This window comes from Rugamonas sp. (assembly GCF_025354735.1).
Taxonomy (GTDB): Bacteria; Pseudomonadota; Gammaproteobacteria; order Burkholderiales; family Burkholderiaceae_D; genus Rugamonas.
In genome coordinates this window covers 16,309-29,055 of the sequence record NZ_JANXMI010000194.1, presented here as the reverse complement: position 1 = coordinate 29,055, position 12,747 = coordinate 16,309, and the positions used below count along the sequence as shown (strand labels likewise).

General features: G+C 65.2%; 9 protein-coding genes and 2 tRNA genes. 3 read left to right on the top strand and 8 right to left on the bottom strand.

Features of this window, described 5'->3' with window-relative positions; genetic code table 11:
* From thrS to Q0S71_RS15550, 3 genes are all read right to left on the bottom strand, one after another.
* On the bottom strand, positions 1-1,206 hold a 1,206-nt coding region (gene thrS, locus Q0S71_RS15560; RefSeq protein ID WP_295997482.1), incomplete at its 3' end, for a threonine--tRNA ligase.
* Positions 1,207-1,418: 212 nt separating this feature from the next.
* Positions 1,419-1,495: transfer RNA gene (locus tag Q0S71_RS15555), tRNA-Val, on the bottom strand.
* A gap of 65 nt (positions 1,496-1,560) precedes the next feature.
* Positions 1,561-1,637: transfer RNA gene (locus Q0S71_RS15550), tRNA-Val, on the bottom strand.
* 193 nt (positions 1,638-1,830) lie between these two features.
* Here Q0S71_RS15550 and Q0S71_RS15545 point away from each other — a divergent pair.
* A complete protein-coding gene (locus tag Q0S71_RS15545; RefSeq protein ID WP_295997480.1) occupies positions 1,831-2,778 on the top strand; it encodes a cation diffusion facilitator family transporter in 948 nt (315 codons plus the stop codon).
* Between the two features lie 46 nt (positions 2,779-2,824).
* Positions 2,825-3,466: a CatA-like O-acetyltransferase gene (locus tag Q0S71_RS15540; protein WP_295997477.1), complete on the top strand. Its 642-nt coding sequence runs from the start codon at positions 2,825-2,827 to the stop codon at positions 3,464-3,466.
* A gap of 39 nt (positions 3,467-3,505) precedes the next feature.
* On the opposite strand, the gene Q0S71_RS15535 is transcribed toward Q0S71_RS15540, so the two are convergent.
* From Q0S71_RS15535 to Q0S71_RS15525, 3 genes are read right to left on the bottom strand one after another with little or no spacing between them, the layout of a single operon-like run.
* Positions 3,506-5,749 carry a bifunctional (p)ppGpp synthetase/guanosine-3',5'-bis(diphosphate) 3'-pyrophosphohydrolase gene (locus Q0S71_RS15535; RefSeq protein WP_295997473.1) on the bottom strand — a complete coding sequence of 748 codons (2,244 nt, stop codon included), beginning with the start codon at positions 5,747-5,749 and terminating at the stop codon, positions 3,506-3,508.
* Entirely contained in the window at positions 5,749-6,099 is a 351-nt protein-coding gene (locus Q0S71_RS15530; RefSeq protein WP_295997471.1) for a RidA family protein, read from the bottom strand. The genes Q0S71_RS15535 and Q0S71_RS15530 overlap by 1 nt, the downstream gene beginning before the upstream one ends.
* A gap of 19 nt (positions 6,100-6,118) precedes the next feature.
* The gene (locus Q0S71_RS15525; protein WP_295997466.1) at positions 6,119-7,000 is read right to left on the bottom strand and encodes an alpha/beta hydrolase; all 882 of its coding nucleotides are present in this window, start codon (positions 6,998-7,000) and stop codon (positions 6,119-6,121) included.
* Between the two features lie 239 nt (positions 7,001-7,239).
* Between Q0S71_RS15525 and Q0S71_RS15520 the strand changes: the two genes are divergently transcribed.
* Positions 7,240-8,550 (top strand): dicarboxylate/amino acid:cation symporter, encoded by a 1,311-nt coding sequence (locus Q0S71_RS15520; protein WP_295997462.1) that lies wholly within the window; start codon positions 7,240-7,242, stop codon positions 8,548-8,550.
* A 149-nt stretch (positions 8,551-8,699) separates the two neighbouring features.
* Here Q0S71_RS15520 and Q0S71_RS15515 read toward each other — a convergent pair whose 3' ends face one another.
* Together Q0S71_RS15515 and Q0S71_RS15510 are read right to left on the bottom strand one after the other, a co-directional pair.
* The gene (locus Q0S71_RS15515; protein WP_295997460.1) at positions 8,700-11,867 is read right to left on the bottom strand and encodes a S8 family peptidase; all 3,168 of its coding nucleotides are present in this window, start codon (positions 11,865-11,867) and stop codon (positions 8,700-8,702) included.
* A complete protein-coding gene (locus Q0S71_RS15510) occupies positions 11,864-12,646 on the bottom strand; it encodes an NF038120 family PEP-CTERM protein (RefSeq protein ID WP_295997457.1) in 783 nt (260 codons plus the stop codon). Before Q0S71_RS15510 ends, Q0S71_RS15515 begins: the two co-directional genes overlap by 4 nt.
* Positions 12,647-12,747 lie beyond the last annotated feature (101 nt).

The following is a 12,747-nucleotide window of genomic DNA, read 5'->3' as shown; positions in this document are numbered from 1 at the left end:
CTGGCGGTGGAAAGTCGCGACCTCGCCCGGAATCTGCTCGTCCGTGCAAAAGATGTGGCCATCGTCCTGGGTGAAGCCGCGCACGCGCATGATGCCATGCAGCGCGCCGGACGGCTCGTTGCGGTGGCACTGGCCGAACTCGCCGTAGCGCAGCGGCAAGTCGCGGTAGCTGCGCATATTGCTGTTGAAAATCTGTACGTGGCCGGGGCAGTTCATCGGCTTGAGCGCGTAGGAACGGTTCTCGGATTCCGTCACGAACATGTTTTCGCGATAGTTTTCCCAGTGACCCGTCTTGGCCCACAGGCTGCTGTCGAGAATTTGCGGGGCCTTGACTTCCTGGTAGCCGTTGACCTGGTATTTATGGCGCATGTATTGCTCCACTTGCTGCCAAATCGTCCAGCCTTTCGGATGCCAGAACACCAGGCCCGGCGCTTCATCCTGGAAGTGGAAGAAGTCGAGCTGCTTGCCCAGCTTGCGGTGGTCGCGCTTTTCCGCCTCCTCCAGTTGGAACAGGTATTGTTCCTGATCTTCCTTCTTGGTCCAGGCGGTGCCGTAGACACGTTGCAGCATTTCATTCTTGCTGTCGCCGCGCCAGTAGGCGCCGGCCAGCTTCATCAGCTTGAACACTTTCAGCTTGCCCGTCGACGGCACGTGCGGGCCGCGGCACAGGTCGGTGAAGCTGCCTTCCGAATACAGCGAGACATCCTGGTCGGCCGGAATCGATTCGATGATCTCGGCCTTGTAGGCCTCGCCTATCGACTTGAAGTAGGCGACGGCTTCGTCGCGCGGCAAGACCTTGCGCGTGACCGGCTCGTCCTTCTTGGCCAGCTCGGCCATTTTCTTTTCGATGGCGACCAGGTCGTCGGGCGTGAACGGACGCTTGTAGGCGAAGTCGTAGTAGAAGCCGTTTTCGATCACGGGACCGATGGTCACTTGCGCATCCGGGAACAATTCCTTGACGGCGTGGGCCAGCAAGTGCGCCGTCGAGTGGCGGATCACGTCGAGACCGTCGGCGTCCTTGTCGGTGATGATGGCGAGGTCGGCATCTTTTTCGATCAGGAAGGACGTGTCGACCAGCTTGCCGTCGACCTTGCCGGCCAGGGCCGCCTTGGCCAGGCCGGTGCCGATGCTGGCCGCCACTTGTGCCACGGTGACCGGGCCGTCGAATTCACGGGCTGAACCATCAGGAAGGCGGACTGAAAGCATAGAGATCTCCAAAGCGGCGCGGGCGCCATTAAAACTGCGAATAGGTGGTGATGAAAAGCTCAACAAAAACGCGGACGAAAAAAAACGCGGGCTAGCCGCGTTTTCTTCTTTTTTCGAGCAAAAGAAATCCCGTTGACTAGCGTCACTCCCAAAGCTTGGTAGTAGTTCGCGGTGTCATAACCGGATTGCCTTTCTCGCTCTTACATATATTCTGGTGGGCGGTGAGGAATTCGAATCCCCGACCCCTTGGATGTCGACCAAGTATTCTAACCAGCTGAACTAACCGCCCGATTTTACTTCTGCAACGTTTTACTGCCTGTGAATCTTGCGACTCAAATCTTACTACAAGTATTCTGGTGGGCGGTGCAGAATTCGAATCTGCGACCCCTTGGATGTCGACCAAGTATTCTAACCAGCTGAACTAACCGCCCGAAGACCAGCATTATAGAGAGCGATTCGCACAAACACAAGGGTCAAAAACAGAAACATTGCATGGGGATTATAAAAAGGTTTGGGGGGTGCCGGGGTGGGCGCTGAGCCGGACGCCAAAACGGGGGGCGCCCCCGATGCCACGCCGCCGCACATCACTTACACTAACGTTATCTACTACTTCCTTCCGCGCCCATGCAAGCCGAACCGCTCTCCTCCTCCGCCCACCTGCACGCCCACCTCGACGGCGACGCCAAGCACGCCCACTTCTTCGAGGCGCGCAGCCAGAAGCTGCTGGCGTGGTCGCTGGCGCTGACTCTGGGCTTTGCCCTGGTCGAAGTGGCGACCGGCTTCGCGGTCAATTCGCTGGCGCTCATTTCCGACGCCGGCCACATGGTCACCGACGCCGCCGCGCTGGGGCTGGCCCTGCTGGCACAGCTGATCGCCAAGCGGCCGCCGTCGGCGCGGCATTCCTTCGGCTACGGCCGCGCCGAGGCGCTGGCGGCCTTCGTCAACAGCCTGGCCATGCTGGCACTGGTGGGCTGGATCGCCTGGCAGGCGGCGCAGCGTTTTTCGCAGCCGCAGACGGTGCAGGGCAGCATGGTGTTCGTGGTGGCCGGCCTGGGCCTGGCGATCAACATCGCGCTGGCCCTGATCCTTGCGCGCGACAACAACAATATGAACACGCGCGCCGCGCTGGTCAATGTGATGGGCGACCTGCTGGGCTCGGCGGCCGCGCTGGTGGCCGGCGCCGTCATCTATTACACCGGATGGATGCGCATCGATCCGCTGCTGTCGATCTTCGTTTCGCTGCTGATTTTGAAGTCGACGCTGACGGTGCTGCGCGAGTCCTACCATTTCCTGATGGAGGGCGTGCCGGAGCAGATCGATTATCTGCAAGTGGGCGCCGACCTGGAAGGCATCGCCGGCGTGCGCTCGGTGCACGATCTGCACGTGTGGGACATGTCGCCCGGCCAGCCGGCGCTGATCGGCCATCTGGAAATCGACCAACTGGAGCGCTGGCCCGACATCCTGCACGCGGTCAAGGCGATGCTGCTGGAGCGGCACGGCATCGACCACGTGACGCTGCAAGCGGAAGTGGCCGTGGACGGCGCGGGCCACGATCACGGCCACGGCCGCTAGCGGGTGCCCTACAATAACGACCCCGACGCTCACCCGAACCGCCATCATGCACAACTTTGAAAAGCGCCGCGACCGCTATAACGCTTTCGCGTCGTTCGAAAATCCCCTGGTCAATCTGAGTTTCGACATGACCGCGCCCGATTTCCGCCCCTATTGCAAAGCGCAGCAGCTGCCGCCCTTCCACTTCTTCCTGTACTGCGTGCTGCACGCGGTCAAGAGCATCGACAACTTCCTGTACCGCATCGAGCATGGCGAGGTCATCAAGATCGACGAGTTCTGGGGTTCTTACACCGTCATCAACCACGAGCGGAATTTGAATTACGCGCGGTTTGTGATGTCGGCCGACCTGCCCGAGTTCATCGCGCGCAGCCTGGCAGCGAAACGCGAGGCGGAAGCGAGCAGCAAGCTGATCAACACCAGCGAGGGGATGAGCGAGCGCGAGCAGAAAAACAATATCTACATCACCTGCATGCCGTGGCTGCGCCTGACGGCGATCGAGCACCCCATCTTCCAGCACCGGACTTACGACATCCCGTCGCTGGCCTGGGGCAAATTCGGCGCGCCGCAGGACGGCAACATGACGGTGCCGTTTTCCGTGCAGGCGCATCACGGCTTTGTCGACGGCTACCATGTGCACCTGCTGGCCGAGGCCATCGCCGCCCGCATCGCGCAACTCATCGCGCAATGAGGCGGCGGCCGGGCGGCGCGGCACCGCGCGCCGCCCGCCTCAGGCGCGCCGCGCTTCCTGCACGCCGCTGACCTCGGTGATCGCCGTCAGCGCTTTTTGCAGCTGCGCGGTGGCGCCGATTTCGGCCGTGAAGGTCATGCGCGCGAAGCCTTTGGTACTCTGCGTGTTGACGCCGATGACGTTGATTTTCTCGCGCGAGAAGATCTCCGAAATGTCGCGCAGCAGGCCCTGGCGGTCGCCGGCCAGGATGAAGATGTCGACCGGGTAGACGGTGTCCGAGCCGGCCCGGCCCCATTCCGTGAAGATGACCCGCTCCGGCGCCTTGGTGCGCATCTCGGCGAAATTCTTGCAGGTGGCGCGGTGGATGGACACGCCCTTGCCGCGCGTGACGAAGCCGACGATGCCGTCCGGCGGCGCCGGCTTGCAGCACTTGGCCAGCGCCGTCATCAGGCCGTCGGTGCCGACCACCAGCACGCCCGACTTGGCGCCCTGCTCGACGCTCGACGCGCGGCTCTTGTTGAGCACCACCGCGTCTTCCGGCTCGGCCGCTTCGCCGTGGTCGTGCAGCGCGTGCTCGACGTGGCGCAGGCTGAACTCGTCCTTGCCGACGGCGAGGAACAAATCGTCGACTTTCGCGAAGCCCAGCTTGTTGGCCAGCGCCTCCAGGTTGACGGCGGTCTTGCCTTCGCGCTGCAAGGATTTCTCGACCATGGCGCGGCCGTGCGACAGCGTTTCCTGCATGTCGATGGCGTGGAACCAGGCGCGGATCTTGGAGCGCGTGCGGTTGCTGACGGTGTAGTCGACGTTGAGCCAGTCGCGCGACGGTCCGGCCGTGCCCGGCGCGCCCTTGGCGGTGATGATCTCGCAGGTCTGGCCGTTTTTCAGCGGCGTGTTCAGCGGCACCATGATGCCGTCCACGCGCGCGCCGCGGCAGCGGTGGCCGACGTCGCTGTGCAAGTGGTAGGCGAAGTCGATCGGCGTGGCGCCGACCGGCAATTCAAGCACGCGCGCCTGCGGCGTGAGCACGAAGATGCGGTCGTCCAGCGCGGCCGATTTCAACTTCTCGACCCACTCGCGCTGCATCTCTTCCTGGCCGACGACGACGTCGGCGACGTCGCTCTTCCACGCCAGCAGCTGGCGCAGCCAGGCGATTTTCTCGTCGTACTTCTGGCCCGAAAAGTTCGAGCCGCCCTCCTCCTTGTAGCGCCAGTGCGCGGCCACGCCGTACTCGGCGAAGCTGTGCATTTCCTGGGTGCGGATCTGCACCTCCAGCGGGCGGCCGTCCTCGGCCGTCACCACCGTGTGCAGCGACTGGTAGCCGTTGGGCTTGGGGCGCGAAATGTAATCGTCGAATTCCTTGGGGATGGGGGTCCAGATATTGTGGACCACGCCCAGCACCGTGTAGCAGGTCTTGACGTCGGCCACGATGACGCGGAAGGCGCGCACGTCGTACAGGTCGGTGAAGTCGAGCTCCTTGCCCTTCATCTTGCTCCAGATGCTGTAGATGTGCTTGGGGCGGCCGAACACTTCGGCCTCGATGCCGGCCGAGGCCATCTCCGTTTGCAGCCGCAAAATGGCGGACGAGACGAAGCCCTCGCGCATCATGCGTTTTTCTTCCAGCATCTTGGCGATGCGCTTGTAGGCTTCCGGCTCGATGAAGCGGAACGACAAATCCTCGAGCTCCCACTTGAGCTGCCAGATCCCGAGCCGGTTGGCCAGCGGCGCGTACAGGTCCAGCGTTTCGCGGCCGTAGTCGCGCGTCATGTCGTTGAACAGCTTGATGTCGGCGAAGTGGCGCAAGGTCGTCACGCAGGAAGCGAGCCGCACCAGCACCACGCGCATGTCGGACGCCATCGCCAGCAGCATCTTGCGCAGCGTTTCGATTTGCGCCACCGCCAGCTGGGCGGCGTTGCGGCCGCGCGCCGTGGCCTGGGCCTGGCCCTGGGTCAGCTCGCGCAGGCGGATCAGCTGGCGCACGCCGGCCACCAGGTCGGACACGGCCACGCCGAAGCGCGGCTCGATCAGCGGCGCCTGCGCCGGGTCCAGCAGCGTGGCCTCGAACATCAGGCCGGCGATGCGGGTTTCGGCGTCGGTGCGCAGGAAGGCCAGCGTGCAGGCCACGCCGACGGCGAAGTCGAGCGCGCCCTGGCCGCTGCCGCACAGCTTGTCGCCATAGGCGGCGCTGGCGTAGTCCAGGGCCGCCATGACGCGCGCGCCGTCGTCGGCCGACAAGCCTTGCACCAGCTGTTCGCTGGTGGCGCTCAGGGTGGCGGTGGAAACCATCAGCGCTGCGCCGCGACGACGACGATTTCGACGCGCCAGGCCGGGTCGCCCAGCCGCGCTTCGACGGTGGCGCGCGGCGGCGTGTGGCCGCTGGGCACCCACTCGTCCCAGGCCTCGTTCATGCCGGCGAAGTCGGCCATGTCGGCCAGGTAGATCTGGCAGCTGAGCAGGCAAGTCTTGTCGCTGCCCGATTCCGCCAGCAGGCGGTCGATATGGCCCAGCACTTCGCGGGTCTGGCCGCCGATGTCGGCGCCGCTGTCTTCCGCTATCTGGCCGGCCAGATAGACGGTGCTGTTGTGGATCGCCACTTCGGACAGGCGCTTGCCGACGTGCAGTCGTTTGATTTCCATACGTATTCCTATTGACTGATTACTGACCGAGCAAAAACTTGCGGGCGATGGCGATCTGGTCGTCGTGAATGAAGGTCGGCGCGTGGCCGACGTCGGCGATCTCCACCAGCTGGGCCCGCGGGCCGCGGCGCGTCATGCTCAGCGCCGTCTCGCGCGACAGCAGGTCGGACTCGGCGCCACGCACCAGCAGCGTGTCGCAAACGATGGCGTCGTAGGCGGTCCACAGCAAGGCTTGCTCGGCCTGCACGGACTCCGGCGTGGCCGAGCGGAAGGGCAAGGCCAGCCCCATATCGTAGTGGCGTATCCACTGGCCATCCTTGTCTTGACGCAACACGTCGCTGGCCAGCTTGCGCCATTCCGCCTCGGTGTGGGCGCCGAAGGGCCGCGACACGTCGCGGATGAATTGGGCGCCCTCCTCGAAGGTGGGGAAGCGCATGTCCTGACCGATGTAGTCGCCGATGCGCTGCAGGGCCGACGGGTCGAGCACGGGGCCGATGTCGTTGAGGATGAGCTTGCGGATCGGATTGTCCGGCAGCGAGGCCAGGCCGAGGCCGATCAAGCCCCCCATCGAGGTGCCGAACCAGTCCACGCGCTGGCCGGGCGCGCCGTCGAGCACGCGGGCCAGCAGCGTCACCATGTCGGCCACGTATTGCGGCATGCGGTACAGCTGCGGGTTGCGCAACCAGCCGGAGCGGCCGCGGCCGACCACGTCCGGGCAGATCACGCGGTAGTCGCCGGCCAGCGCGCGGGCCATATTGTCGAAGTCGTCGCCGACGCGGGTCACGCCATGCACGCACAACAGCACGTTCGGATTGTCGGGCGCGCCCCACTCCTTGTAGGACATCCGATGCAGGCCGGCCATCGATATACACTGCACGGATTTAATTTTTGCTTCGAGCATGCCACTTCCTTGTCAGATAGGGGGAGCGGACCGGCTGGACGGACCAACCGCCATTTTACCGGTCGCTGTCGTTACCGTTGTCATTATTGTTGTCATTATCGCTGCCATCTTAGCGCAGCGGGAGCCATAGCAACAACACGTTATCCTGGCGCCAACCATTACCTGCGGTTAACCACAATGGTGATAACGTCCATTTTCATCCATGATGACTGCCTTACAAGACCACGCGAGGAGACCCCGTGAAAAAACCATTCTATAAAATTCTATACGTGCAGGTGCTGTTTGCGATCGCCTGCGGCGTGCTGCTGGGCCACTTCCTGCCCGCCGACGCGGTGGCCATGAAACCGCTGGGCGATGGCTTCATCAAGCTCATCAAGATGATCATCGCGCCGGTGATTTTCTGCACCGTCGTCACCGGCATCGCCGGCATGCAGGACGTCAAGAAAATCGGCCGCGTCGGCGGCAAGGCCCTGCTCTACTTCGAGGTGATCTCGACCTTCGCGCTGGTGATCGGCCTGTTCGTGGCCAACATCATCCGTCCCGGCGACGGCTTCCACGCCAACGCCGCCACGCTCGACACCAAGTCCATCGCGGAGTTCACGGCCAAGGCCAAGACCCAGTCGACGGTCGACTTCCTGATGAACATCATCCCCAACACCATCGGCGACGCCTTCACCAAGGGCGATATCCTGCAGGTGCTGCTCATTTCCATCCTGTTCGGCTTCGCGCTGTCGCTGCTGGGCGAGCGCGGCAATCCGGTCACCAAGCTGATCGATGACGTTTCGCACGGCATCTTCGGCATGGTCAACATCATCATGAAGGTCGCGCCGCTGGGCGCCTTCGGCGCCATGGCCTTCACCATCGGCAAGTACGGCATCGCCTCGCTGGTGCCGATGGCCAAGCTGATGGGTTCCTTCTACCTGACCTGCGGCCTGTTCATCTTCATCGTGCTCGGCACGGTGGCGCGCCTGACCGGCTTCTCGATCGGCCGCTTCATCCTCTACATCAAGGAAGAACTGCTGATCGTGCTCGGCACGAGCTCGTCGGAAAGCGCCCTGCCTTCGCTGATGAAGAAGATGGAAAAGCTGGGCTGCTCGAAATCGGTGGTGGGCCTGGTGGTGCCGACCGGTTATTCGTTCAACCTCGACGGCACCAACATCTATATGACGATGGCCGCCCTGTTCGTGGCGCAAGCGACCGACACCGACCTGACGCTGCTGCAAGAGCTGACCATCCTGGGCGTGGCGATGTTGACGTCCAAGGGCGCCTCCGGCATCACCGGCGCCGGCTTCATCACGCTGGCGGCGACGCTGGCCGTGGTGCCGACCATCCCCGTGGCCGGCATGGCGCTGATCCTCGGCATCGACCGCTTCATGAGCGAATGCCGCGCGCTGACCAACTTCATCGGCAACGGTGTGGCGTCGGTGGTGGTGTCGAAGTGGGAAAACGAGCTCGACACGGAGCAGATGAAGCGCGAACTGGCCAACCCCAGCCACCTGATGGCGGCCAACGACGCCTATGTGGAGCCGGCCAGCGGCACGCACCGCTAAACCAGCCCCGTCCATGAAAACGGCCCCGCACAGCAATGTCCGGGGCCGTTTTTCATGACGCCGGCCGCGCAAAAAAACCCGGCCCCCACATTGCATGGGGGCCGGGTTTGGCATGGCCAGGCGCGGAACGCCCGGCCATCTTCGGGCGCTTAGCGCGCCGGCAGGGCCGGCTTGCTGCGCCGGTTGTGGGCCATCGGCAGCGGGTCGGTGGTGTCGACGTCGATCAGCGTGCTGGCATAGTGCGCCACGCCCAGCATGTAATCGACTTCGCCCAGGTAGCGCTTGCCCGTTTCCAGCCCGGACCAGCTCATGCCGACCGTGCCGGTGCCGCCCTTGCGGGACAGGCCAGGCAGCGTCACCTTGAGGTTGCCGCCCATGACGCCGGGCATCAACAACCAGCTCGACAGCTTGTAGTCGGCATGGCCGTTCTTGGGCGCGTAGCCGAGCACGCACACCTTGTACGTGCCCGGCGCCGGCACCCACACCTGTATCGCTTCATTGGCCGTGTCGCCATAGCTGTAATACATGAGGTCGCCGAACGGATCGACCAGCGCCAGGTCCAGATCGCTTTCCCCGCTGTCGCTGGTGTCGGCGTCGAACAGGGCGAAGCGGGCCAGCAAGGCGCCCGCCGGTATCGTCACGTCGGTGACGTTGACGCCCGGGCCGCCTTTGCCGGCGCACAACGCCAGCGCCGCCAGATCGCCGCCCTGGTACTGGCCGATGCCGGTGCTGGCCTGGGTGGCCGCTTGCAGACCGGACTTGACCGCCGTCATCAGACCGTTGAAGTCGGTGCCGATGCTGAGGATCTTGCTGCCGGTGGCGGCCTCGCTGTAGACCTCGCCCTTCACCGTCATGGTGGCGGCGCGCGCCGTCAGCGGACTGCGCACCTTGTGGCCGGCGCCGTCGGACCACACCAGCGAGCCATAGTCCCAGCTGTCGACGTCCGCCGTGGTGCGCGTCAGCTTGACCGAGAACGCGGCGCTGGCGCCGGGCGCCAGCGTCAGCACGGCCGGCTGCACCACCACCGCAAAGCCCGGCAAGGTGGCCACCGCCGTGTAGGTGGCGGCGCTGCCGCCGACATTGGTGACGGTGCGGTTCAGGGTCAGGCTGCCCAGCACCCGGTCGGCCGTCAGCGACGGCAGGTTCAGGTTGTAGGCGGCGGTGCTGCCCAGCGATTGGCAGGTGTCGGCCGAATACGCCGGCGAACCCTCGCCGCACAGGAAGCGGATGTAGTCGTCCTCGCCCGCGTCGTAGACCAGGCCGGGATCGGCCGCCGACGATGGCGCCGCCTGCCCCGCGCCCTGGCCCCACGGCAACTGGCCGGAATTGAGGGCGCTGCTGTCCCAGGGGACGCCACCGCTGAGGCCGTCCGGCACGGTGTCGAACGCCGTCGTCATCAAAGCCGACTTGATGGCGGCCGGGCTCCAGTCCGGATGGCGCTGCTTGAGCACCGCGCCCATGCCGGTCACGTGCGGCGTGGCCATCGAGGTGCCCGTGTAGAAGGCCCAGTCGACCCTGGGCGCCACGGCGCCGCCGGCCACCGCGTCGCGCTGGGCCGGCGTGAGGTCGGCGGACACGCCGGCCAGCACGTCGGTGCCGGGCGCGGCCAGGTCGGGCTTGAGGATGCTGGCGTCGGTCACGCTGGGGCCGCGCGACGAGGAGTCGCTCATCATCGGCGCCGGCGCGCCCGGGTCTATGCGCATGGTGACGTCGCCCAGGGCGGCGCTGGCGTGGCCGCCGGCGACATAGCTTTTCAGCGTCAAGCCGTCGGCCAGCAACAGGTGCAGCGTCGACAGCGCATAGGACTGGCTCGGCAGCGTGGTCGCGCCGCCGGCGACGTTGACCAGGATCACGCCCACCGCGCCGGCCAGCTTGGCGTTGGCGACCTTGTTGACCAGCACGTTTTGGCCGCGGTCGCAGACGACGATCTTGCCGGCCACCTTGGCCGGGTCGAGCAGGTCGGGCACGCCAGCGATGGCGTCGACGCTGCCGAAACAGCGCGCCAGGTTGGGATCGTCCGCCGCCACGCCGGCCTTGCCCGCGTCGCGCGCCAGGATCAGCGTGCTGGACGGGGTGCTGGCATTGGTCGACGCGCCGCTCAGCTTGGCGCCGCTGCCCAGCGTCGCCGTGCCCCAGTACGTGCGGTTGTGGGTCGAATTGCCCACCGTCGTCAGCCACGGGCTGGGATGGGACACGGGCGCCGGCGACTCGGTGCCCGGGCCTTCGTTGCCGGCCGCCGCCGACACGAACACGCCGGCGTTCGAGGCGCCCAGGAAGGCCAGCTCGGTCGGCTCGTCGAAGTAGCCGCCGCCACCGCCGGGGCCGATCGAATAGTTGATGACGTTCACGCCATCCTTGACCGCCTGCTCGATCGCCGCCACGCTGTCGGAGGTGGCGCAGCCGTTGTCGCCGGCCGAATTGGTCCAGCACACCTTGTAGGCCGCGATGCGCGCGCGCGGCGCCATGCCGGACAATTTGCCCATGGCCACGCCGCTGATGGTCGCCACCACGCCGGCGTTGCCGCCGGCCGTGGTCGACGTGTGGGTGCCGTGGCCGCCGTGGCCGGTGGCGCCGCCCAGCGAATCGCGGGCCGAGGCGAACTCGGTCCAGTGCAGCGGCATTTGCGTGCCGTTGAAGTAGCGCGCGCCGATCAGCTTGTTGTTGCAGTTGTCGGCGCCGAAGCCCTCGCCGATGTCGCAAGCGCCCTTCCAGCGCGCCGGCGGCGCCCCGTAGGCCAGCGTGCCGCCGGCGCGCGTGGGATTGCCGTCCTTGTCGACGCGGTCGGCATAGCTGGGGTTTTCCGGCCAGACACCGGTGTCGACAATGCCGATGATGATGTCTTCGCCGGCCGCGCCCTGGCCGCCGACCTGCTCCCACAGTCCGCCCGGACGGTTCAGGCCGAGGAAGGTCGGGGTGTAGCTGGTGTCGGCCTTGAGGATGGTGTCCGGGCTGATGCGGGCCACGCCGCTGTTTTTCTTCAGCGCCCGCACTTCATCGTCGCTCAGCAAGGCGGTGAAGCCGTTGAACACGACGTTGTAATTGTGGGTGACCTGGGCGGCGCCCACGGTGGCCAGCACCGCGGCCTTTTTCTGCTCCAGATAGCTGACATAGGATTGCACTTCCACCGTGTCGACATTCAGGCGCTGGCCCTTGGCCGACTTGGTGGCCGGCAAGCCGGTGACCTGGCCGCCGTAGCTGGCCACGGGGTGGTCGACCAGTTGCACGATGTAGGAATGGCGGCCGTCCTCGGCGTGGGCGGCGCCGGGCAGCGCCGCCCGGCACAGCAGCACGGCGGCGGCGATCAGGGTGCGCTTCATACGCGACCTCCAGTCGCATCCGGCGTGCTCGGGCGCCGGCGGCGCAGGCGCGACACGGCGCCGACCAGCGCCAGCCCGGCCAGCAACATGCCCCAGGTTCCCGGTTCCGGCACGGCGGCCACGGTGCTGACCTGGAGGTTGTCGAGCGCGAACTGGGCCTGGCCATAGGCCGGCTGGTCGAGCGAATTGACGCACACGCCGTCGTCGCCATAGAAGCAGGCGTTGAAGGTCAGGCTGCTCAGGCCGGTGCCACCGGCGCCCAGGTTGAAGGGCAGCGTGTTGTAGAGGAAGTTGCCGTTGCCATCCTGGCCCAGGAAAGGCACGGACAGCGAGAAGGCATGGCCGTCCATCGTGACGGCGCTCATCTGCAACTTGCCATAACTGCCGTCGGACATGGCGTAGGGCGCCAAAAAGGCGTACTGCAGGCTGTTGAGCACGAAGCCCTTGCCGTCGGCGCGGCTGAGCGTCACGCCGCCGTCGCCCAGGCCGGCGTAATACTGGCTGCCATCGCCAGCCGGGCAGGAAGCCACTTCGCAACTGAAGGGATCACGGGGATCGAGGATCGCGCCCGAGGTACTGGAAATGCCGTTGGCGGCCGTGTACGGGCCCTCCAGCACTTGCATCAGATAGCCGGCCTCGGTGAAGCTGTCGCCGCCGACAAACACATCGGGCTTTTGGCTGTTAAACGTGAGCATGTCGGCGTGGGCCGGCATGGCGGCGAGCAAGCCGATGGTGGTGCATAGTCCGGCCAACAGCGCCGGACGTATCTTGGTCATCATAATCATCATCTACCCTATAAAGTTATTATATTTTTATTGGATTGTTATTGGAGTGTTAATTTATTGCTGCATTGGTTATTAATAATGTGGTAGCGCTAACC